General features: G+C 65.1%; 18 protein-coding genes. 11 read left to right on the top strand and 7 right to left on the bottom strand.

Annotation, left to right across the window (positions count from 1 at the left end; all coding sequences use genetic code 11):
- Window positions 1–44: 44 nt before the first annotated feature.
- Window positions 45–1,226, top strand: coding sequence for a hypothetical protein (locus QRO95_RS14500; RefSeq protein WP_285302861.1), 1,182 nt, complete (start codon window positions 45–47; stop codon window positions 1,224–1,226).
- A 125-nt stretch (window positions 1,227–1,351) separates the two neighbouring features.
- Here the strand turns inward: QRO95_RS14500 and QRO95_RS14495 are convergent, their stop codons facing one another.
- On the bottom strand, window positions 1,352–1,774 hold the full coding sequence (locus QRO95_RS14495; RefSeq protein WP_032128832.1) for a thioesterase family protein: 423 nt from the start codon (window positions 1,772–1,774) through the stop codon (window positions 1,352–1,354).
- Window positions 1,775–1,853: 79 nt separating this feature from the next.
- Window positions 1,854–2,219: a hypothetical protein gene (locus tag QRO95_RS14490; RefSeq protein WP_223224661.1), complete on the bottom strand. Its 366-nt coding sequence runs from the start codon at window positions 2,217–2,219 to the stop codon at window positions 1,854–1,856.
- A 167-nt stretch (window positions 2,220–2,386) separates the two neighbouring features.
- Here QRO95_RS14490 and rimK point away from each other — a divergent pair, with 167 nt between their 5' ends.
- The 5 genes from rimK to QRO95_RS14465 all read left to right on the top strand — a co-directional run bounded on the left by rimK (window position 2,387) and on the right by QRO95_RS14465 (window position 6,566).
- On the top strand, window positions 2,387–3,265 hold the full coding sequence (gene rimK / locus QRO95_RS14485; protein WP_005418651.1) for a 30S ribosomal protein S6--L-glutamate ligase: 879 nt from the start codon (window positions 2,387–2,389) through the stop codon (window positions 3,263–3,265).
- A gap of 245 nt (window positions 3,266–3,510) precedes the next feature.
- Window positions 3,511–3,987 (top strand): hypothetical protein, encoded by a 477-nt coding sequence (locus tag QRO95_RS14480; RefSeq protein ID WP_010481495.1) that lies wholly within the window; start codon window positions 3,511–3,513, stop codon window positions 3,985–3,987.
- A gap of 89 nt (window positions 3,988–4,076) precedes the next feature.
- Window positions 4,077–4,550, top strand: coding sequence for a hypothetical protein (locus tag QRO95_RS14475; RefSeq protein ID WP_049401611.1), 474 nt, complete (start codon window positions 4,077–4,079; stop codon window positions 4,548–4,550).
- 8 nt (window positions 4,551–4,558) lie between these two features.
- A complete protein-coding gene (locus QRO95_RS14470) occupies window positions 4,559–5,236 on the top strand; it encodes a response regulator transcription factor (RefSeq protein WP_005410804.1) in 678 nt (225 codons plus the stop codon).
- The gene (locus QRO95_RS14465) at window positions 5,199–6,566 is read left to right on the top strand and encodes a HAMP domain-containing sensor histidine kinase (RefSeq protein ID WP_032128829.1); all 1,368 of its coding nucleotides are present in this window, start codon (window positions 5,199–5,201) and stop codon (window positions 6,564–6,566) included. Before QRO95_RS14470 ends, QRO95_RS14465 begins: the two co-directional genes overlap by 38 nt.
- A gap of 173 nt (window positions 6,567–6,739) precedes the next feature.
- Here the strand turns inward: QRO95_RS14465 and coaE are convergent, their stop codons facing one another.
- Genes coaE through QRO95_RS14450 form a run of 3 tightly spaced genes read right to left on the bottom strand, consistent with a single transcriptional unit; the run spans window position 6,740 to window position 9,493 of the window.
- Complete coding sequence (gene coaE, locus QRO95_RS14460; protein ID WP_049401612.1) at window positions 6,740–7,351, bottom strand: dephospho-CoA kinase; 612 nt, start codon at window positions 7,349–7,351, stop codon at window positions 6,740–6,742.
- Window positions 7,352–7,362: 11 nt separating this feature from the next.
- Window positions 7,363–8,226 (bottom strand): A24 family peptidase, encoded by an 864-nt coding sequence (locus QRO95_RS14455; RefSeq protein WP_010481503.1) that lies wholly within the window; start codon window positions 8,224–8,226, stop codon window positions 7,363–7,365.
- 7 nt (window positions 8,227–8,233) lie between these two features.
- The gene (locus tag QRO95_RS14450) at window positions 8,234–9,493 is read right to left on the bottom strand and encodes a type II secretion system F family protein (protein WP_285302860.1); all 1,260 of its coding nucleotides are present in this window, start codon (window positions 9,491–9,493) and stop codon (window positions 8,234–8,236) included.
- 354 nt (window positions 9,494–9,847) lie between these two features.
- Between QRO95_RS14450 and QRO95_RS14445 the strand changes: the two genes are divergently transcribed.
- Entirely contained in the window at window positions 9,848–10,231 is a 384-nt protein-coding gene (locus tag QRO95_RS14445) for a prepilin-type N-terminal cleavage/methylation domain-containing protein (RefSeq protein ID WP_285302859.1), read from the top strand.
- 145 nt (window positions 10,232–10,376) lie between these two features.
- Entirely contained in the window at window positions 10,377–12,104 is a 1,728-nt protein-coding gene (gene pilB / locus QRO95_RS14440; RefSeq protein WP_285302858.1) for a type IV-A pilus assembly ATPase PilB, read from the top strand.
- A 151-nt stretch (window positions 12,105–12,255) separates the two neighbouring features.
- On the opposite strand, the gene QRO95_RS14435 is transcribed toward pilB, so the two are convergent.
- Window positions 12,256–13,629, bottom strand: a complete 1,374-nt coding sequence (locus tag QRO95_RS14435; protein ID WP_032128822.1) for a sigma-54 dependent transcriptional regulator — start codon at window positions 13,627–13,629, stop codon at window positions 12,256–12,258.
- 60 nt (window positions 13,630–13,689) lie between these two features.
- Window positions 13,690–15,303, bottom strand: coding sequence for a PAS domain-containing sensor histidine kinase (locus tag QRO95_RS14430; RefSeq protein WP_049401617.1), 1,614 nt, complete (start codon window positions 15,301–15,303; stop codon window positions 13,690–13,692).
- Between the two features lie 405 nt (window positions 15,304–15,708).
- Here QRO95_RS14430 and sucC point away from each other — a divergent pair, with 405 nt between their 5' ends.
- From sucC to QRO95_RS14415, 3 genes are all read left to right on the top strand, one after another.
- Window positions 15,709–16,878: an ADP-forming succinate--CoA ligase subunit beta gene (gene sucC, locus QRO95_RS14425; RefSeq protein WP_285302857.1), complete on the top strand. Its 1,170-nt coding sequence runs from the start codon at window positions 15,709–15,711 to the stop codon at window positions 16,876–16,878.
- A 20-nt stretch (window positions 16,879–16,898) separates the two neighbouring features.
- Window positions 16,899–17,774, top strand: a complete 876-nt coding sequence (gene sucD / locus QRO95_RS14420; protein WP_005410793.1) for a succinate--CoA ligase subunit alpha — start codon at window positions 16,899–16,901, stop codon at window positions 17,772–17,774.
- Window positions 17,775–17,998: 224 nt separating this feature from the next.
- On the top strand, window positions 17,999–19,633 hold the full coding sequence (locus QRO95_RS14415; RefSeq protein WP_285302856.1) for an NAD+ synthase: 1,635 nt from the start codon (window positions 17,999–18,001) through the stop codon (window positions 19,631–19,633).
- The last annotated feature ends 70 nt before the right edge of the window (window positions 19,634–19,703 follow it).

Here is a 19,703-nt window from a genome sequence, read left to right as displayed (position 1 = left end):
CGTTGAAGGTTTGAATGGTGCACAGTCGCCGCCGCCCAGCCTGCATGACCGTTGATCAAATCGCCCTCCGCCGTTTCACCCAGTGGCTGCCGTTCCTGATATGGGTAGCGATCTGCGTGGTGTGGTGGTCGCCTTGGGGCGTGGTCGTTGGCCTGGCCGCATGTCTTGCTCTGGGCGGCGTGCTGCAGCACTTCGATCTGGTCGGCGATGCTGTAGGGGGCGCACTGCTGCGCTCGCGGGCGAAGCTGCCCTTCGCCACCCGGCCGCCCACGCATGATGTCCTGTTGGATTGGGGCGAGCTGGGCATGGGCGGGCCGGCCTACGGCACCCTGATGCTACGCGATGGCGCCATTGTCGAGGGCGTATCCACCGCAGGCAGCCACGATGCCAGCGGCGAGTGGCTGGCGCTGGCGGGCAGCGCGCTGCGTGTGGCCAGTGGCTACAGTGATCGCAGCGAAGCGGTGATCGTCTACGACGAAGCGGACAAGAGGGTGATGCACCTGCTGGCGATTGTTCCCAGCCTGTTCTGGCAGGAGCTGCACGAGCGCCGGCAGCTTGGCGGGGATGCCGAAGCCGCGATGTGGTTGCGGGATATTCCCAGTCGATCGACCACGCTGCGCCCCTGCCGGGGTCTATGGCTGGAACAGGAGCATCCGGCGCTGGCCGCCGGGGTGCCGCAGGTGTTGCGGCATGTCCTGCCTGATGCCCGGGTGCTGAAGGCCATCCCGCTGCTTCCCGACGACCTGCGCCTGACTGCGCATCCGACCTTGTTCGCGCGCATCTGCCCGTACGCGCTCTGTCTTGATGGCGCGCCCAGTGACCGTCACGCCTGCGATCTGGAGACGGTCATTGCCAGCCCGTCCGGTCGATGCGTGGTGGTGGCGGGCAGCGTGCTTGATGGGGATCTGCGTCCCATCGAGGGCGTATGGCTCGTCCACTGGCAGGGGCGTTGGCAGGCCATTGGCCGCCGTGCGATGGGCGGCACTGGCAAGACCCGGAGTGGAGCCTGGATCGATGTCATCGCGGTCGGCGATGACGGAACGCTTCGCTGCGAAGCCTATGAGGAACACTGGACGTTCGAGGCGATCACACGCATCCCCACGCCACATACGGCATTGGCGCTGCCTGTGGAATGGCGGGAAACCGCATTGGCCGTGCGTGTCCGTGATGGGGGCTTCTCGCTGCGCCTGCCCCGCGCGGATCAGCGGCCCTCAGTCACAGGTTAGACTGCGTCGAATCAAACAAGGAGGTTCCGGCATGCGTCCTCGATGCAGGCCGGGAAAGCGCTGGAAAAGCTGAAGAAATGGGCTGCGGGCAGTACCGGGTGCGGATGACCGGCCTTCCGTATGGCTCATGCGCCTGCCGCCTGCACCTGTTGCGCATACTCCTCGGTAAACAGCCCTGACAATGCCCGGCGCTGCTCTGCATCGATGGCGCGCGAGGCGTTGGTTGTGTAGTCGAAATGCACCATCACGCAGCGCCCGCTGGCCACCAGGGCCTCGAACTGGAACGCCTGCTGCACGATCGACAGCGAGGAGCGGCCGATGTTTTCGATGCGGGTCTCGATGCGCACTTCGTGTCCCGGCTGTATCTGCTGCAGGAAGTCGATCTCGTAGCGGCGCAGGATCAGCGTCAGGTCGCGCATGCTGGCCTCGCGACTGAAATGACGGAAGATCTCTTGGCGACCTTCCTCGAACCAGACGGGCAGGGCGGTGTTGGTGACGTGGCCGAGTACATCCACTTCGGAGAAACGCGGAAGGATCGTCAACGGCATGAAGTCTCCGGGGTGTAGTGGGTGGGGCCTCCGGCGACCGTGCAGCCATCGCCGGAGACAGTGCGGCGACTACCGGCTGTCAGTCTGAGTAGAAGCCGTTGCCGAGGGTGCCGGGCAGGCCGGGTTCCGGCCACGGCATCAGTGACGTGCAGGCGTCATACAGCGTGCAGAAGTCCTGCCGCAGTTGTGCAGGCACCCAGCTGCCATAGGAAACGTCGGTCGAGTCGCCCTGGCAGGCGTAGGAAACATCGATCCAGCGGGTATTGGCGTGTGAGGCAACGCCCTGGTGCTGTGTCTTGCCCGTGCAGTAGCGCAGGCCCTGGCCGATCAGGGTGTTGTTGGCATCGAAGTAGAGCCGGGAGACTGCATGGGTTGGCGCAGCCTGTACGTGTGCGGCGCTCCCCATCAGGCCAAACAGCAACAACAGCGGAATTCCCATTCGCATCTGTGGTTCTCCTTGGGTTGTGTAAACCGGCCGTGTCCTGTCCTGTAGCCGGCAACAGCCATCTTCGCACAGCCCCGGCAGGCACGCAGATGCGGCGGCCTGCAGGGCATCATCCGCCCGCCACACGCCCGCGCTATGCTGCGCGCCTGCCGTCCGATCCTGCCGCGATGAAGCTCGCCATCCTGTCCCGCAACAGCTCCCTGTACTCCACCCGCCGGCTGGTCGAGGCGGCCCGCGCGCGCGGCCACACCGTTCGCATCCTCGACCCGCTGCGCTGCTACATGCGCATCGCCGCCGATGGTTTTTCGATGCACTACAAGGGCCGGCCGATGACCGGCGTGGATATGGTCATCCCGCGCATCGGCGCCTCGATCACCCGCTATGGCACCGCCGTGCTGCGCCAGTTCGAGCTGATGGGCGCGCGCACTCCCAACCCGTCCGATGCGATCCTGCGTTCGCGCGACAAGCTGCGCGCGCACCAGTTGCTGGCAGCCAAGGGCATCGACATGCCGGTCACCGTGTTCGGCGACAACCCCGATGACACCGTCGACCTGCTGTCGATGCTCGGTCCGCCGCCGCACGTGGTGAAGCTCAACGAGGGCACCCAGGGACGGGGCGTGATCCTCACCGAGAAGGCCAGCGCTTCGCGTGGCATCGTCGAGGCCCTGCGGGGCCTGTACGCCAACTTCCTGATGCAGGAGTTCATCGGGGAAGCCAAGGGCGCCGACCTGCGCTGCTTCGTGGTCGGTGACCAGGTGGTGGCGTCGATGCAGCGCCAGGCGCCGGAAGGTGACTTCCGCTCCAACCTGCATGCCGGCGGCACCGCGGTGGCGGCCAAGGCCAGTCGCGCCGAACAGCAGGTGGCGGTGCGTTCGGCCAAGGCGCTGGGCCTGTCGGTCTGTGGCGTGGACCTGATCCGCTCCGCGCGTGGGCCGCTGGTGCTGGAGGTCAACTCCACGCCAGGGCTGGAGGGCATCGAAGCCGCCTGCGGGGTGGATGTGGCCACGCGCATCATCGAGCACGTCGAGAAGATCAAAAAGCCATGATTAATCAATGACTTGAAATTCTCATGGGCAAATGAGGCCGGCTTTAACACGCCTTTAATCGGCGCCGGCGTAGCCTTCAGCGAACCGCAGCTCTGCCTCTCAGCAGGATCGGTATCGGGATACGACTTCAGACCCAGGCGGGGCACCGCCTGGGTCTTTTTTATGCCGCCGGAAGTCCCTTGTGGAGGCAGCGTGACGGCCGTAGAGTGGCGCCCATCGTTCCTGGATGGATCCGGAGGCTGGCGATGTACCGCATCACGATGATCGCGTTGTTGCTGGGGCTGTCTGGCGCTGTCTCCGCCAAGCCGGAGAAGACCGCCATACAGATGGACGGGCAGGCCCCGGTGGCCGAGCAGGTCCGGCGGGTTGAGAAGGCCCTCGATGACGGCGAATACAGCGAGATTTCCGCCGATGACCGCGCCCAGGTGCAGCAGGCACTGGCGCGCATCACCCAGCGCATGGGCGACCACCGCACGCTTCAGGAGCTCCCGCCGCAGGTCCAGGCGGAGGTGTTCAACGACCAGGAGCGTATCAATACCGTTCTTGTCCGCGCCCACGAGGACAGCCGCCAGATCTGCCAGCACACCCGCACCACCGGCAGCAACATGCCTAAAAGCCGCTGCCTGACCGTGGCCGAGCGCCGCCGGATCGAAGAAAAGGGCAAGGCACTGCTCAACGACCAGCGCACCTTCAACAACTTCAACCCCGCCACCAACCACTAGGCCGTCCGGTGCACCTGCGCATGGCACTTGCTGGCGTGAAGGTGGTGCGAATACAGTCAACACTCAACTCAAACAAGGATTCGTTTGTCATGAAGTCCCTCCTGTTGTCGGCGGTCCTGATCTCGGGCCTGACCCTGGCCACCGCCGCCTCTGCATCGAACCAGTCCGGTGAGGTCTTTGTCCCCGGCAAGCCGCTGCAGCAGCAGATCGAGCGCATCGAAATCGAACTCAACGATGGCGAGACCTACAGCGAACTGAAGCAGACCGACCGCAGCCGTGTACGCGAGGCGCTGGTGCGCATGCGTACGGCCGTCGAGCAGCATCCTGACCGCGATTCCATGCCTGAACAGGTACGAACCGATGTCTTCAACGACCAGCAGATCGTGAACACGGTTTTGACACAGGCACGTGAAGATAGTCGTCTAATATGCCAACGTGAAAAGGCCACGGGTTCGAACCGGTCCACGACGCAGTGCACTACCGTTGCCGAGCGCGCCCGGCGGAAGGACAAGGCACAGCGTGATATGGGCCAGGCCCAGCGCATCGGCAAATTCGTAAATTAGAGGTGACAGTGAGAATCCTGGTAATCGAAGACAACAGCGACATTGCGGCCAACCTGGGCGACTACCTGGAGGACCGGGGCCACACCGTGGACTTCGCGGCTGACGGGGTTACCGGTCTGCACCTGGCCGTGGTGCACGAGTTCGACGCGATCGTGCTGGATCTCAATCTGCCAGGCATGGACGGCATCGAGGTCTGCCGCAAGTTGCGCAATGAAGCGCGCAAGCAGACCCCGGTACTGATGCTCACCGCCCGCGATTCGCTGGACAACAAGCTGGCCGGCTTCGATTCCGGCGCGGACGACTACCTGATCAAGCCGTTCGCGCTGCAGGAAGTGGAAGTGCGTCTGAACGCCCTGTCGCGACGCGGCAAGGGCGTGCAGACCCGCGTGCTGGAAACCGGCGATCTGGAATACAACCTGGATACGCTGGAAGTGCGCCGCCAGGGCAAGCTGCTGCAGCTCAACCCGACCGCACTGAAGATCCTGCAGGCGCTGATGGAAGCGGCCCCGGCCGTGGTGACCCGCCAGGAGCTGGAAACCCGTGTGTGGGGTGAAGAACTGCCCGATTCGGATTCCCTGCGGGTGCACATCCATGGCCTGCGTGCGGTGGTCGACAAGCCGTTTGAAGTGCCGCTGATCCAGACCCGCCATGGCATCGGATACCGCATCGCCACCCCGGAAGCCTGATTCGGTGGCAACCAAGGGGGAGCGCCGGCGCACGCCTTATCGGCGGCGCCTGCGCAGCCGCATCATCGTTTCGTTCGTGTTGTTGGGCTTCTGCCTGACGACACTGTTCGCGTTCGCCACCAACTGGGCCCGCCTGCGCGTGGAAAACCAGCTGGTGGAAGAGCTGATGAACCGCAATATCGACGAGTATGCGCGCCGCTATTACGAGCACCCCGGGCATAACCCGGACGCACCGGTGCTGCAGATCAAGGCCTATGCCTATTCGAAGGACAAGTTCGACCGGGTGCGCGAAGAGCGCGCGCAGTGGGCGGGCTTTTCCGATGGCATCCACAGCGTCAGCGGCGATGAGCACGGCGAGCCGTACTCCTACAAGCTGGCCGTACGCAAGACGCCCGACGCCTGGTTCTTCCTCGCCTATGACATGACCGACAGCGTGCGCGGCGGCAAGCAGCTCAACCGCGCGCTGGTGCTGTCGGTGCTGGTGTTCAGCGTGCTGTCGCTGGTGCTGGGCTGGTGGTCGGCCTCGAAGGTGATGAAGCCGGTGTCGGATCTGGCCGCGCGGCTGCGTGCCTATCGCGGCGGCACCAGTGATCCCGAGCCGTTGGCGCCACGCTTCCCCGACGACGAAGTGGGGCAGCTGGCCCAGGCGCTGGACGACTATTCCTCGCGGCTGACCGAAGTGGTGCAGCGCGACCGTGAATTCAATGCAGACGTCAGCCATGAGCTGCGCACGCCGCTGGCAGTGATCCGTGGCGCCACCGAGCTGCTGCTGACCCGGCCCGGCCTGGACGAGAAGGTGCTGCAGCGCCTGCAGCGCATCCAGCGCGCCGAACAGCAGTGCAGCGATCTGATCGGCGCGCTGCTGCTGCTGTCGCGCAACGAGCGCGGGCAGGGCACCAGCAACGTCGCCCGCGTGGCCGAGCAGCTGCTGGACGCACACCGTGCGCAGCTGGGTGGCAAGCCGCTGGAGCTGCTGCTGGAAGGTGAGCGCAATCTGGTGATCGACGCGCCCGAGGCGGCGCTGTCGGTGGCACTGGGCAACCTGATCGGCAACGCCGTGAAGTACTCGCAGGACGGCGAGGTACGCGTGTTCGTCGGCACCAATTCGGTGTCGGTAACCGACAGTGGCCCGGGTCTGAGCGAGGAAGACGCGGCCAAGCTGTTCCAGCGTGGCTACCGCGGCACGCATGCTGGCCACTCGCAGGGCGGCGGCATCGGCCTGTCGATCGTCAGTCGCCTGTGCGACCTGTACGGCTGGCAGGTAAGCGTGCGCCCCGGCGGCCAGCGTGGCGTGATTGCCACCCTGACGTTCTCGCCGAAGCCGTTGTAAGGGCCCCTGCTTTGGTGGGTGCCGACCTTGGTCGGCACGAACCCCGCCGACCTTGCATCGCGCCCTGTGTCGCTTGTGCCACCACCGTGATCGCTGCCGCGCCCCGCGCGTGTAGATCCACGCCATGCGTGGATGCGCTTGGGTAGTGCCGGCCGCTGGCCGGCAACCAGGCCTCACCCCCCGGCCAACCCCAGATACCGCGCATGCAGCTGTTCCACCTGCACCTGCAGGTCCTCCGGCTGCCCATCATTGACCACCACGTCATCGGCCAGCGCCAACCGCTGTGCGCGGCTGGCCTGCGCAGCAATCATCCGGTCGGCCAGCGCGGCATCAATGCCATCGCGCTGCATCAGCCGCGCATGCTGCACGGCTTCGGGCGCATCCACCAGCAGCACCCGGTCCAGCCACGGGTAGGCCTTCCGCCCACCGACCTCGGTCAGCAGCGGAATCGCGGCAATCGCATAGGGGCTCTCAGCCTGCTCGCACTGCTGTTGCATCAGCAGGCGGATGGCGGGGTGGGTGATGGCTTCCAGCGCCGTCCGCTCGGCCGGGTCGGCAAACACGTGGGCGCGCAGGCGCCCCCGGTCCAGGCTGCCATCGGCCAGCAGCATGTCGGCGCCGAAACGCTCGGCGATACGGGCCAGCGCCGGGCTGCCAGCAGCCACCACGGCCCGTGCGGCCAGATCGGCGTCGGCCACCACGATCCCCAGCGCCTCAAAGCGCCGGGTCACCTCGCTCTTGCCGGAGGCGATGCCTCCGGTCAGGCCAACCACATAGCGGCTCATGGGGACTCCCCTCAGCGCAGCCCGCTCATCACCAGATACTGCTCCACCAGTGGCGCACCCCACATGAAGTACAGCCAGCCGGCAACGGCCAGGTACGGCCCAAACGGGATGGGTGTGGCGCGGTCACGGCCCCGGCTGTATAGCCAGATCGAGCCGATGATGGCGCCCAGTACCGAGGACAGCAGGATGATCGGCAGGATGCCCTTCAGGCCACACCAGGCGCCGAGTGCCGCCAGCAGCTTGAAGTCGCCGTGGCCCATGCCTTCCTTGCCGGTCAGCTGCTTGAACAGCCACCAGACCGTCCACAGCGACAGGTAACCCACTGCCGCGCCCACCAGGGCGGGCTTGGCCGGCATGTACAGGTTGTCGATGCTGCCTATCAGCCCCAGCCACATCAGCGGCAGGGTCAACTGGTCGGGCAGCAGCTGCGTTCGCAGGTCGATGCCGGACAGGGCGATCAGGAAGCAGGTCAGCACGATGGCACCGAAGCCCTGCCAGCCGAAGCCGAACTGCCAGACGCAGGCCAGCACCAGCACCGAGGTCAGCGCCTCCACCAGCGGGTACTGCAGCGAGATCGGCGCCTTGCAGTGGCGGCACTTGCCGCCCTGGATGATCCAGCTGAACAGCGGGATGTTCTCGTACCAGCTCAGCTTGTGCTTGCAGTGCGGGCAATGCGACGGCTCCACCACGATCCCCGGTGGGGGTGGTTCATAGAAGTCCGGTTCCTCCAGGACTTCGCGCGCATCGCGCTTCCACTGCCACTCCAGCCGCTTGGGCAGCCGCAGGATGACCACGTTCAGGAAACTGCCCAGCAGCAGTCCCAGGGCGGCCGCGGCGGGGTAGCCGAGGCCGGGGTGCTGGTCGAGAAATGCCATGTATGTTTTATCCGACGACAGAAGCGAGCTTGAAGATCGGCAGGTACATGCCGATGACCATGCCGCCCACGACCACACCAATGAACACCATGATCATCGGTTCAAGCAGGCTGCTCAAGGCGTCAACGGCATTGTTGACTTCCTGTTCATAATACTCGGCAACCTTGAACAGCATGGTATCCAACGCGCCCGCCTCTTCGCCGATGCCGGTCATCTGGATGACCATGTGCGGGAACAGGTTGGTCTGCTTCATGGCCATGTTGACCGGGTAGCCCACCGAGACGTCGTCCCGCATCCGCAGCACAGCCTCTTCATAGACCTTGTTGCCGGTCGCGCCAGCCACGATGCCCAGGGCCTCCACCAGCGGGACGCCAGCCTTGAAGGTCACGGCGGTGGTCCGCGCGAAGCGGGCAATCGAGCTGTTGTGCATGATCTGACCGATCACGGGCACCTTCAGGATCAGCCGGTCCATCCGGTGTTGCATCACCGGTGAGCGCTTGTAGGCCATGACGAATCCGATGATGCTGCCGATCACGATGATGGCGATCAGCCACCACCAAGAGACCATGAAGCGCGAGCAGGCCACGATAATCTGGGTGAAGGCGGGCAGGTCCGCGCCGAAACTCTTGAACACGTCTTCGAACTGCGGCACCACGAAGATCAGCAGGATCGCGCTGACCAGAAGTGCCACCGTGATGACCATTGCCGGGTAGAACAGTGCCTTCTTGATCTTACCCTTCAGTGATTCGATGTTCTCTTTGTAGGTGGCCACAGTGTCCAGAACGGTCTCTAGCACACCTGCACCTTCACCTGCTCGCACTAGGTTGCGGTAGAGCTCGTCGAACTGCAGCGGGTGCTTGCTGACGGCCTCGTACAGCGATGAGCCACCCTCGATGTCGCTGCGCACGCCATCGACCATCTTCTTCATGCGCGGGTTCTTGTGCCCGCTGCCGATGATCTCCAGCGCCGAGACGATCGGCACACCGGATTTCATCATCGTGGCCATCTGTCGGCTGAAGAAGGCGATGTCCTTGGTACTGATCGCCTTACCCGCAGCGCCGAACAAGGGTTTGGGCTTCGGTTTAACCTGCCCGGGATTGATGCCCTGTCGGCGTAGTTCGGCCCTGAGCAGATTGGCATTCTTGGCCAATTGCTCGCCCTTCATCTTGATCCCCCGCTTGTCGGTCCCATCCCAGACAAACGGTTGCAGCTCCATCGTGGCGCGGGCCACGGGCTCCTTCTTGATCGCACTGCGACTGACAGACATGTTGGCTCCCCAAGACCCGCCATCCCCAGGCGGGCAACTAGCCCTTGATGGTAGCGGGTTCAAGGCCGGATGGGCAGTTGGTAGGCGGCCCAGCATGCGATTTCGTGCCGGGTGCCGACCAAAGGTGACGTACTGCGTCACATTGCCGCGTCCATCGCAGATTCGCATGCCGGGGGTTCCCATCCGTGAAATTGCTGCCATCATGGGCGCGGGGAAATCCAGGGGGAGGCGTGCCGGGGTTGGCACGCAACCTGCGTTGATCCACCCGCAGGGTGCAGGACCCGCTCAACCGGCCGATGGCTGGCCCGATCCTGTGCACTGACTCAACCACCACTTATCTTGGGGATGTATCAAATGAAGAACCAGAAGGGCTTCACCCTTATCGAACTGATGATCGTTGTTGCGATCATTGCGATCCTGGCCGCCATCGCGCTGCCGCAGTACCGCAACTACACTGCCAAGGCAAAGATCACCCAGGCTGTTGCAAGCGTCGCCGGTGAAAAAATCAAGGTTGCTGAGAACCATGCGGCGGAAGTTGCCGACGTCTGCACCGGTGTTGCCACCTCGGCTCAGTGCGATGCGGGTACGCTGACCGGTACCTCTAATGACCGGTCCGCAGTTATCAGTTTGGTGCCGGATTTTGGTGATGGTACCGACAACGTGATCTGGACCTGTTCCGTGACGACTTCGAGTGTCACCGGTTATCAGGGCGATGCATGCGATAACCTGGCTCCGTAAGCGCAGCGATAGCGTTCAGCGCAGTGCGTTGGACGCGATCTCGAAGGTGCCCGCGAGAAATCGCGGGCATCTGCGTTTGTAATGGGCGCTTCAGACGCCTATAACATGCTTGCCCATCTAGCTTAGCCTATCCAGAATCACCGCCATGAACGCAGTCACCACCGCCAATCTGGTTGGCATCACCGGGCTGGCCCGTCGCCTGGTCCAGGATGGAGCACTGGACGAGGCCTCCGCCCGCGACGCGATGGCCAAGGCCGCCGCGGCCCGCCAGCCGCTGCCCACTTGGTTCGCCCAGAACAAGCTGGTCAATGCCGCGCAGCTGGCTGCCGCCAATGCGGTCGAGTTCGGCATGCCGCTGTTCGACGTGTCCACGTTCGACGCCAGCCAGAACGCCATGAGCCTGGTCAGCGAGGAGCTGCTACGCAAACATAATGTGCTGCCGCTGTTCAAGCGCGGTGGCAAGCTGTTCGTGGGTACCAGCAATCCGACCCATGCGCTGGACGAGATCAAGTTCCACACCAATCTGGTGGTGGAGCCGATCCTGGTCGATGAGGACCAGATCCGTCGCACGCTGGAGCAGTGGCATACCAGCCATGACAGCCTGGGCGACTCGCTGGGTGGGGACGATGAGGGGCTCGCCAACCTGGATATTTCCAATGGCGACGAAGACAACGCGGGCGGCGACTCCGGCATCGACGCCAAGGGCGACGACACCCCGGTGGTCAAGTTCGTCAACAAGGTGCTGGTCGATGCGATCCGCAAGGGCGCGTCAGACATCCATTTCGAGCCCTATGAAGACGACTACCGCGTGCGCCTGCGTATCGACGGTCTGCTGAAGATGGTGGCGCGCGCGCCGGTGAAGTTGAACCAGCGCATCGCCGCGCGCCTGAAGGTGATGGCGCAGCTGGATATCGCCGAGAAGCGCGTGCCGCAGGACGGCCGCATCAAGCTGAACCTTTCCAAGAGCAAGCAGATCGACTTTCGCGTCAGCACGCTGCCGACCCTGTTCGGCGAGAAGGTGGTGCTGCGTATCCTGGATGGCAGCGCGGCCAAGCTGGGCATCGACAAGCTGGGCTACGAGCCGGACCAGCAGAAGCTGTTCCACGACGCCATCCACAAACCCTACGGCATGGTGCTGGTGACCGGCCCGACCGGCTCGGGCAAGACGGTGTCGCTGTATACCGCGCTGGGCATCCTCAACGATGAGACGCGCAACATCTCCACCGCCGAAGACCCGGTGGAAATCCGCTTGCCCGGTGTCAACCAGGTGCAGCAGAACAACAAGCGCGGCATGACCTTCGCTGCGGCGCTGCGCTCGTTCCTGCGACAGGATCCGGACATCATCATGGTCGGCGAAATCCGCGACCTGGAGACGGCCGAGATTGCGATCAAGGCGGCGCAGACCGGCCACATGGTGCTGTCCACGCTGCATACCAACGATGCGCCGCAGACCATCGCGCGTCTGATGAACATGGGCATCGCGCCGTACAACATCACCAGCTCGGTGACGCTGGTGATCGCGCAGCGTCTGGCGCGCCGGCTGTGCGGCAACTGCAAGCGACCGGCGAACCTGCCGGAGCACGCGTTGCTGGCCGAGGGCTTCACCCAGGCGCAGCTGGATGCGGGCATCCAGTTGTACGAGGCGGTGGGCTGCGATGAGTGCACCGAGGGCTACAAGGGCCGAACCGGTATCTACCAGGTGATGCCGATGACCGATGAGATCGCCACCATCGTGCTGGCCGGCGGCAACGCACTGCAGATTGCCGAGGCGGCGCAGCAGATCGGGGTGAATGACCTGCGGCAGTCGGCGTTGAAGAAGGCGGCAGCGGGTGTGACCAGCCTGGCCGAGATCAATCGCGTTACCAAGGATTGAGGTAGATCCACACAATGCGTGGATGCCGCGATGCATGAGGTTGCCGGCCAGCGGCCGGCACTACCGCGTTGATGGGTGGATCCACGCCATGCGTGGATGGCGCGGCGGCGCACGCCAACCAAGGTTGGCGCCTACCAGGGCCGTTCGGCCCTTACTCCATCCCCAGCTTCTTCAGCTTGTAGCGCAGCGCGCGGAAGGTAATCCCCAGCTGCGCAGCCGTGCGGGTCTTGTTCCAGCGGTTCTCTTCCAGCGCGCGCTGGATGGCGCTGCGCTCCAGCTGCTCGATGTACGAGGGCAGGGCGGCACCGCCCGGCTGCAGGTCGGCCACGGCTTCGGCGGGTGCTGCGCCGCCGGGCGCACGCGGGGCGTGCTGCGGCAGGCGCAGGTCGTCGGCACCGATGCGGTCTTCTTCGGCCAGTGCAAGCGCGCGCTCCAGAATGTTCTCCAGCTCGCGCACATTGCCCGGGAACGCATAGTGGGCCAGCGCTTCCAGCGCCGACGGCGCCAGCAGCGGGGTGGCACGGCCGTGGCTGCGGGCCAGGCGTGCCAGCACGGCGGCTGCCAGCTCCGGCAGGTCCTGGCGGCGCTCGCGCAGCGGCGGCACCTTCAGTTCGATCACGTTGATGCGGTAGTACAGGTCGTGGCGGAAGCGCCCGTCCTCGACCAGCTCGGCCAGGTCACGGTGCGTGGCCGAGAGAATGCGCACGTCCACCGGTTCTTCGTTGGCCGCACCCACCGCACGCACCGACTTTTCCTGGATCGCGCGCAGCAGCTTCACCTGCATCTGCAGCGGCAGCTCGGCCACTTCGTCCAGGAACAGGGTACCGCCGTGTGCAGCCTGGAACAGGCCCGGCTTGTCGGCATGGGCGCCGCTGAAGCTGCCTTTGCGATGGCCGAAGAACTCGCTCTCCATCAGCTCGCCGGGAATGGCACCGCAGTTGACCGGCACGAACGGACCAGCCGCACGCGCGCCCTGGGCGTGGATGGTGCGCGCGACCAGTTCCTTGCCCACGCCCGATTCACCGAGGATGTAGACCGGTGCCTGGCTGCGCGCGACCTTGCCGATGGTGGTGCGCAGTACGTCCATCGCCGGCGAAGCGCCGAGCAGGCGAGCAGCCTGTTCGGTGGCGGGGCCGGGCGCAGGGCGTTCGGTGTTGTTGAGTTCCAGCGCGTGCTTGACCAGGCCGCGCAGCACCGAGATGTCCACCGGCTTGCTGACGAAGTCGAAGGCGCCGGCCTTCAGCGCTTCCACGGCCAGGTCCATGCTGCCGAACGCAGTGATCATCGCCACCGGTGTGCGCGGGTAGTGCTGGGCGATCTCGCTGACCAGCTCGATGCCGTTGCCATCCGGAAGGCGCATGTCGGTGATGCACAGGTCGTACGGGTTGCTGGCCAGCAGCTCGCGCGCTTCGGCCAGGTTGGCGGCGGTACTGATGCGCAGCCCCATGCGGCCGAGGGTCAGTACCAGCAGTTCGCGGATGTCGCGTTCATCGTCGACGACGAGGGCGCTGCGGGTTTCGTTCATGGGCGTGAAAGATAAACGAGGGGGCTGGAAGCGACAAATGTTTGACGCACAGATTTGGAATCAGGTGGGCAACAGCGTGTGCGGGCCGGGAAGCACCAGGCGGAAGCACGAGCCTCCTGCCGGCACCGGGATGTAGTCGAGCCGTGCCTGGTTGGCGCGGCACAACTCGCGGGCGATGTACAGGCCCAGCCCGGTGCCGTGCTCGGAGGTAGTGAAGAACGGACGGAACAGCTGTGCGGCCACGCTCTCGGGAATGCCGGGGCCACGGTCCATCACGTCGATCACCGCGCTGCGCTCGTGCTGCGCCACGCGCAGGCGCACCCGCGCCGGCTGCTGGCCGATGCGGCCGTATTTCAGTGCGTTGTGCACCAGCACGGTGAGCACCTGGTACAGGTGTTTGCTGTCGACCTGCGCCATCACCGCCGTGTCGCTGATGATCGGTTCGATGCTGTCGGTTTCCAGCGTCTGGCCCTGCTTGTACTCCAGCACGAAGCGGCGCACGAAGGCGACCAGGTCGACGTTCTCGGGTGTGGCGCGCTCGCGCCGTGCCAGCCCCAGCACGCTCTCGACGATGCCGTTGGTGCGCTGGCATTGCTGGCGGATGATCTGCAGCAGGCGGCGGTCGCTTTCGTTGAAACCGGTGCCTTCCTCCAGCAGCTGCACGGCGTAGTTGATCGCCGCCAGCGGATTGCGGATTTCATGGGCGAGGCTGGCCGAGAAGCGGCCCATCGCCGACAGGGTGAGCGATTCGGCGCGCCGCGAGACCACGCTGGAGTCGTCCAGGAATACCAGCGCCAGTTCGCTGCCGGCCAGCAGGCGGGCGAAGCGCGGTTGCACTTCCGGCTGGTCGGGGTTGAGCTGCAGCGGCAGTTCGTCCTGCGCCCAGCCGTTGCGCCAGCGCTGCAGGCGGCGCGCCAGTTCCGGCGCGGCACTGGCCAGATCCAGGCGTCCCGTCTCACCGATGCCGTCGTTGTCGCCGAGCAGCATCGAGGCCGCTTCATTGGCCAGGGTGATGCGGTTGTCGGCGTCCACCACCAGCACGCCGGTGCGCATGCGGCGGATGATCAGTTCGTTGATCTGGAACAGGTTGGCCACTTCGTCGCCGCGCTGGTTGGCTAGCTGCTGGTTGCGGCGCGCGCGGTTGCCCACCTGGTAGCTGATGAAGGCCAGCGCCAGGTAGCTGGTGGCGAACATGGCCAGCTCGGCCAGCGTGCGGGTGGGGTCACCGCCTTCGAGCACCTTCCAGAGGTATTCGGTACCGGTGGCCAGGCTGGCAGCAACCGCCAGGCCCAGGCCCCAGCTCAGCGGCAGCAGGGTGGCGGCGGCGGCGATGTTGAACAGCAGCGACATCGAGATGCCGGCGCTGGCACCGGGCAGGGCATGCGCCAGCAAGGTGGCGGCGATGATGTCCACCAGCACGCTGCTGACCACGATCGGGCGCAGCCAGCGTTCGTTGCGGCCGATCGCCAGGGCCAGCAGCGACAGCAGCAGATAGATCGCCGCGACGGTATCGGCCAGACGCGGGTGATGGGCCTCGCCGACCATGCCGGACAGGGGGCTGTAGAGCAGGCCGGCGATGACCGCGGCGATCAGCACCCGGTACAGCGCGAAGAAGTACAGCTCACGCCGCGGAATCGATTCGATGCGGTCGATCAATGAAGCACTGGGTGACACGCCGGAACTCCCCTTCTGGCTGCCTGGGTCTGGAATCTGCGGCGGCCCTGCCTGGCATCCCCTGAAGCCGGGCGGGTTCGTCGCTTCTATGTGGCCCGCGGTGGAAGCCGCCGGGCAAGCCCGACACTACACACCTTGGTTGACCAGTATAGGGCCCCCGGCAGGACGCCGCCGGAGCCGCCCGGATCGCGCATTTGGCCTGCCGTGGATACCGGTGGCCAACGCCGGCCCTGGCGCAACTGCCTGAATGGCGGTGGAAATCTGGCCGGGTGTGGCGTTTTGTACAGACTTCTTTGCGCCCCGGCGCTGGCTCGGCCACAATAGTGGGCCCGCCGCGGTCCATGCCGGCGCCCCGCCGGGGCCCTGAGGAATTGCGTGCGGTCGTTCCTATTCCCACGGTGACGCATGAATTTCCACGAATACCAGTCAAAACAACTGCTTGCCGAGTACGGCATCCCGGTCCCGGCCGGCAAGGTCGCTGCGACCCCGGACGAAGCGGTTGCCGCTGCCAACTCCCTGGGCCAGGGCCCCTGGATGGTCAAGGCGCAGATCCACGCTGGCGGCCGCGGCAAGGCTGGCGGCGTCAAGTTCTGCAAGACCACCGACGACGTGAAGGCCGCTGCGGCCAAGATGCTCGGCACCAAGATGGCCACCTACCAGTCCGCTGGCGTTGAACTGCCGGTCAACCTGGTGCTGGTGACCACCGCCGGCGAGATCGTCAAGGAACTTTACCTGTCGGTGCTGGTCGACCGTGGCACCAAGACCATCACCTACATCGCCTCTTCGGAAGGCGGCGTGGAGATCGAGCAGGTCGCCGCTGAAACCCCGGAGCTGATCCACTCGCTGAACGTCGACTTCGTCGAAGGCGTGCAGGGTTACCACGGCCGTGATTTCGGCTTCAAGCTGGGCCTGACCGCCAAGCAGGCCGGCCAGTTCGCCAGCATCATGGTGAACCTGTACCGCCTGTTCAACGAAAAGGACCTGGCCCTGGTTGAAATCAACCCGCTGGCCATCCTGGACGACGGCAACCTGTACGCGCTGGACGGCAAGTTCGACAGCGACGACAACGCCGCGTTCCGCCAGAAGGCCCTGGTCGCCATGCGCGACAAGACCCAGGAAGATCCGACCGAAGTGATCGCTTCGGAGCTGGACATCAACTACGTCACCATGGACGGCAACATTGGCTGCATGGTCAACGGCGCAGGCCTGGCCATGGCCACCATGGACGTCATCAAGCTCAACGGCGGCGAGCCGGCGAACTTCCTGGACGTGGGCGGCGGTGCCAACAAGCAGCGCGTCATTGAAGCGTTCAAGCTGATCCTGTCCTCGGACAAGGTTGAAGGCATCTTCGTCAACATCTTCGGCGGCATCGTCCGCTGCGACATGATTGCCGAAGGCATCATCGCCGCCGTGAAGGAAGTGGGCGTCAAGGTTCCGGTCGTGGTGCGCCTGGAAGGCACCAACGTGGAAGAAGGCAAGCAGCTGCTGCGTGACAGCGGCATGGCCATCATCCCGGCTGACAACATCAACGATGGCGCCAAGAAGATCGTTGAAGCTGTCAAGAACGCTGCCTGATTCGACACCAAGGAATTCCCATGTCTGTTTTGATTAACAAGAACACCAAGGTGATCGTGCAGGGCTTCACCGGCCAGCAGGGCACCTTCCACGCCACTCAGATGATCGAGTACGGCACCCAGGTTGTTGGCGGCGTGACCCCGGGCAAGGGTGGCACCACCCACATCGACCTGCCGGTCTTCAACACCGTTGCCGACGCCGTGCAGAGCACCGGCGCCAACGCTTCGGTCATCTACGTGCCGCCGCCGTACGCGGCCGACGCGATCCTGGAAGCCGCTGCTGCCGGCATCAAGGTCATCGTCTGCATCACCGAAGGCATCCCGGTGCTGGACATGCTGCGCGTCAAGAACGTGCTGACCCGTTCGCATCCGGACACCGTGCTGATCGGGCCGAACTGCCCGGGCGTCATCACCCCGGGTGAGTGCAAGATCGGCATCATGCCGGGCCACATCCACCAGCCGGGCAAGATCGGCATCGTGTCGCGTTCGGGCACCCTGACCTATGAAGCGGTCAAGCAGACCACTGAAGTCGGCCTGGGCCAGTCCACCTGCATCGGCATCGGTGGTGACCCGATCAACGGCCTGAACTTCGTCGACTGCCTGAAGCTGTTCAACGAAGACCCGCAGACCGAAGGCATCATCATGGTTGGCGAAATCGGCGGTGACGCTGAAGAAGCCGGCGCCGAGTACATCAAGAACCACGTGAAGAAGCCGGTCGTCGGCTTCATCGCCGGTGCGTCGGCTCCGGCCGGCAAGCGCATGGGCCACGCCGGTGCGATCGCCTCGGGCGGCAAGGGCACTGCCGAAGGCAAGTTCGCCGCCATGGAAGCTGCCGGTGTTGTCACCGTCCGCTCGCCGGGCGACCTGGGCGCTGCCATCGCCAAGCTGGTGAAATAAGACCGCTTGTGTAGAGTCGAGCCATGCTCGACTGACGCTCTTGCTTCAAACAGAAGGGCCGCCTCCGGGCGGCCTTTCTGCGTCTGGTGCCCTGACCATCCCGGTAACCCCATCCACGCATGGCGTGGATCTACTGAGCCGGGGCTGTCCACGCAGTGAGCGCGCCCGGCGCGCGCATGGCGCAGCGCTACAATGGGCACATTGCAACCACAGGCTGGATTCCCATGGCTTCGATCCGCATCGCGATGGCGCAGTTCGACTTCCCGGTCGGCGATGTCGCCGGCAACACCGAGCGCATCATCGAGATGATCGGTCAGGCGCGCGACGAGTACGGCGCCGAGCTGGTGATGTTCCCCGAGCTGGCGGTGAGTGGTTATCCGCCGGAAGACCTGCTGCTGCGCCCGGGCTTCCTGTACGAGTGCGAGCAGGCGATGGCCCGCATCGCTGCTGCCTGCCGTGGCATCACCGCCGTGGTTGGTTGGCCGCAGGCGGTCGGTGCGGTGGTCTACAACGCCGCCAGCGTGCTGCGCGATGGCCTGGTCGAGCAGACCTACCGCAAGCGCGAGCTGCCCAACTATGCGGTGTTCGACGAGCGCCGTTACTTCGATGTCGATCCGGATGGCGGCAGCTGCGTGTTCGAGGTCAACGGCATTCCGGTCGGCCTGCTGATCTGCGAGGACCTGTGGTTCGCCGAGCCGCTGGCCGACACCGTGCGCGCCGGTGCGCAGCTGGTGGTGGTGCCGAATGCCTCGCCCTACGAGCGTGGCAAGCATGCCCAGCGCGATGCAGTGCTGGCCGCACGCACCCGTGAGAGCGGGGCGGCGATCGCCTACCTCAACGTGGTCGGTGGCCAGGACGCGCTGGTGTTCGACGGTGCCTCGGTGGTGGCCGATGGCGACGGTACCGTGCACCCGGCCGCCGCCGCCTTCGTCGACCAGTGGCTGGTGGTGGAGTACGACGGTGAAAGCCGCCGCTTCATGCCGCACGTGTGGATGGACGATGGCGACGAGAGCATGGACGCGCTGGCCTGGCGCGCAGTGACCCGTGGCATCCAGGACTACTGCCGCAAGAACGGCTTCAAGAAGGTGTGGCTGGGCCTGTCCGGCGGCATCGATTCGGCGCTGGTGCTGGCCATGGCCGTGGACGCGATGGGCGCGGAAAACGTCACCGCTGTGCGGTTGCCGTCGCGCTATACCGCGGGCCTGTCCAACGACCTGGCCGCCGAACAGTGCCAGGCACTGGGCGTGAAGCTGGAGGCGGTATCGATCGAGCCGGCGTTCAAGGGCCTGATGGAATCGCTGGCGCCGATGTTCGAAGGCACTGCGCCGGACGTGACCGAAGAGAACCTGCAGTCGCGCAGCCGTGGCGTGATCCTGATGGCGCTGGCCAACAAGTTCGGTGGCCTGTTGCTGACCACCGGCAACAAAAGCGAATACGCGGTGGGTTACGCCACCATCTACGGCGACATGTGCGGTGGCTATGCGCCGCTGAAGGACCTGTACAAGACCGAAGTGTTCGGGCTGTCGAAGTGGCGCAACACCGTGGGCGGCGCGCCGGTGATCCCGCCGGCCGTGATCAGCCGCCCGCCGTCGGCCGAGCTGCGCGAGAACCAGCTGGACCAGGATTCGCTGCCGGCCTATGACGTGCTGGACGGCATCCTGTATCGCTACATCGACCAGGAGCAGTCGCGCACGGAGATCGTTGCGGCCGGTTACGACGCTGCCGTGGTCGACCGGGTGCTGCGCCTGGTGCGCATCAGCGAGTGGAAGCGGCACCAGGCCGCGCCGGGGCCGAAGGTCTCGCGCCGGGCATTTGGCCGCGAGCGTCGTTACCCGATCAGCAACGGCTACAAGGGCTGAAGCTGCGGTTGGCGGGTAGTGCCGGCCGCTGGCCGGCAACCCGTATACCGCGCATCCACGCATGGCGTGG

Origin of the sequence: Stenotrophomonas maltophilia group sp. Smal13, assembly GCF_030236855.1 — a bacterium.
Lineage (GTDB): Bacteria > Pseudomonadota > Gammaproteobacteria > Xanthomonadales > Xanthomonadaceae > Stenotrophomonas > Stenotrophomonas maltophilia_A.
This window is presented reverse-complemented; position numbering and strand designations above follow the sequence as displayed.

Coding starts and splice junctions, on each gene's coding strand:
- rimK (WP_005418651.1), top strand. CDS start 2,387: ATGAAGCTCGCCATCCTGTCCCGCAACAGCTCCCTGTACTCCACCCGC.
- sucD (WP_005410793.1), top strand. CDS start 16,899: ATGTCTGTTTTGATTAACAAGAACACCAAGGTGATCGTGCAGGGCTTC.
- QRO95_RS14490 (WP_223224661.1), bottom strand. CDS start 2,219: ATGCGAATGGGAATTCCGCTGTTGTTGCTGTTTGGCCTGATGGGGAGC.
- QRO95_RS14495 (WP_032128832.1), bottom strand. CDS start 1,774: ATGCCGTTGACGATCCTTCCGCGTTTCTCCGAAGTGGATGTACTCGGC.
- QRO95_RS14445 (WP_285302859.1), top strand. CDS start 9,848: ATGAAGAACCAGAAGGGCTTCACCCTTATCGAACTGATGATCGTTGTT.
- sucC (WP_285302857.1), top strand. CDS start 15,709: ATGAATTTCCACGAATACCAGTCAAAACAACTGCTTGCCGAGTACGGC.
- QRO95_RS14465 (WP_032128829.1), top strand. CDS start 5,199: ATGGCATCGGATACCGCATCGCCACCCCGGAAGCCTGATTCGGTGGCA.
- coaE (WP_049401612.1), bottom strand. CDS start 7,351: ATGAGCCGCTATGTGGTTGGCCTGACCGGAGGCATCGCCTCCGGCAAG.
- QRO95_RS14475 (WP_049401611.1), top strand. CDS start 4,077: ATGAAGTCCCTCCTGTTGTCGGCGGTCCTGATCTCGGGCCTGACCCTG.
- QRO95_RS14415 (WP_285302856.1), top strand. CDS start 17,999: ATGGCTTCGATCCGCATCGCGATGGCGCAGTTCGACTTCCCGGTCGGC.
- QRO95_RS14480 (WP_010481495.1), top strand. CDS start 3,511: ATGTACCGCATCACGATGATCGCGTTGTTGCTGGGGCTGTCTGGCGCT.
- QRO95_RS14435 (WP_032128822.1), bottom strand. CDS start 13,629: ATGAACGAAACCCGCAGCGCCCTCGTCGTCGACGATGAACGCGACATC.
- QRO95_RS14455 (WP_010481503.1), bottom strand. CDS start 8,226: ATGGCATTTCTCGACCAGCACCCCGGCCTCGGCTACCCCGCCGCGGCC.
- pilB (WP_285302858.1), top strand. CDS start 10,377: ATGAACGCAGTCACCACCGCCAATCTGGTTGGCATCACCGGGCTGGCC.
- QRO95_RS14500 (WP_285302861.1), top strand. CDS start 45: ATGACCGTTGATCAAATCGCCCTCCGCCGTTTCACCCAGTGGCTGCCG.
- QRO95_RS14450 (WP_285302860.1), bottom strand. CDS start 9,493: ATGTCTGTCAGTCGCAGTGCGATCAAGAAGGAGCCCGTGGCCCGCGCC.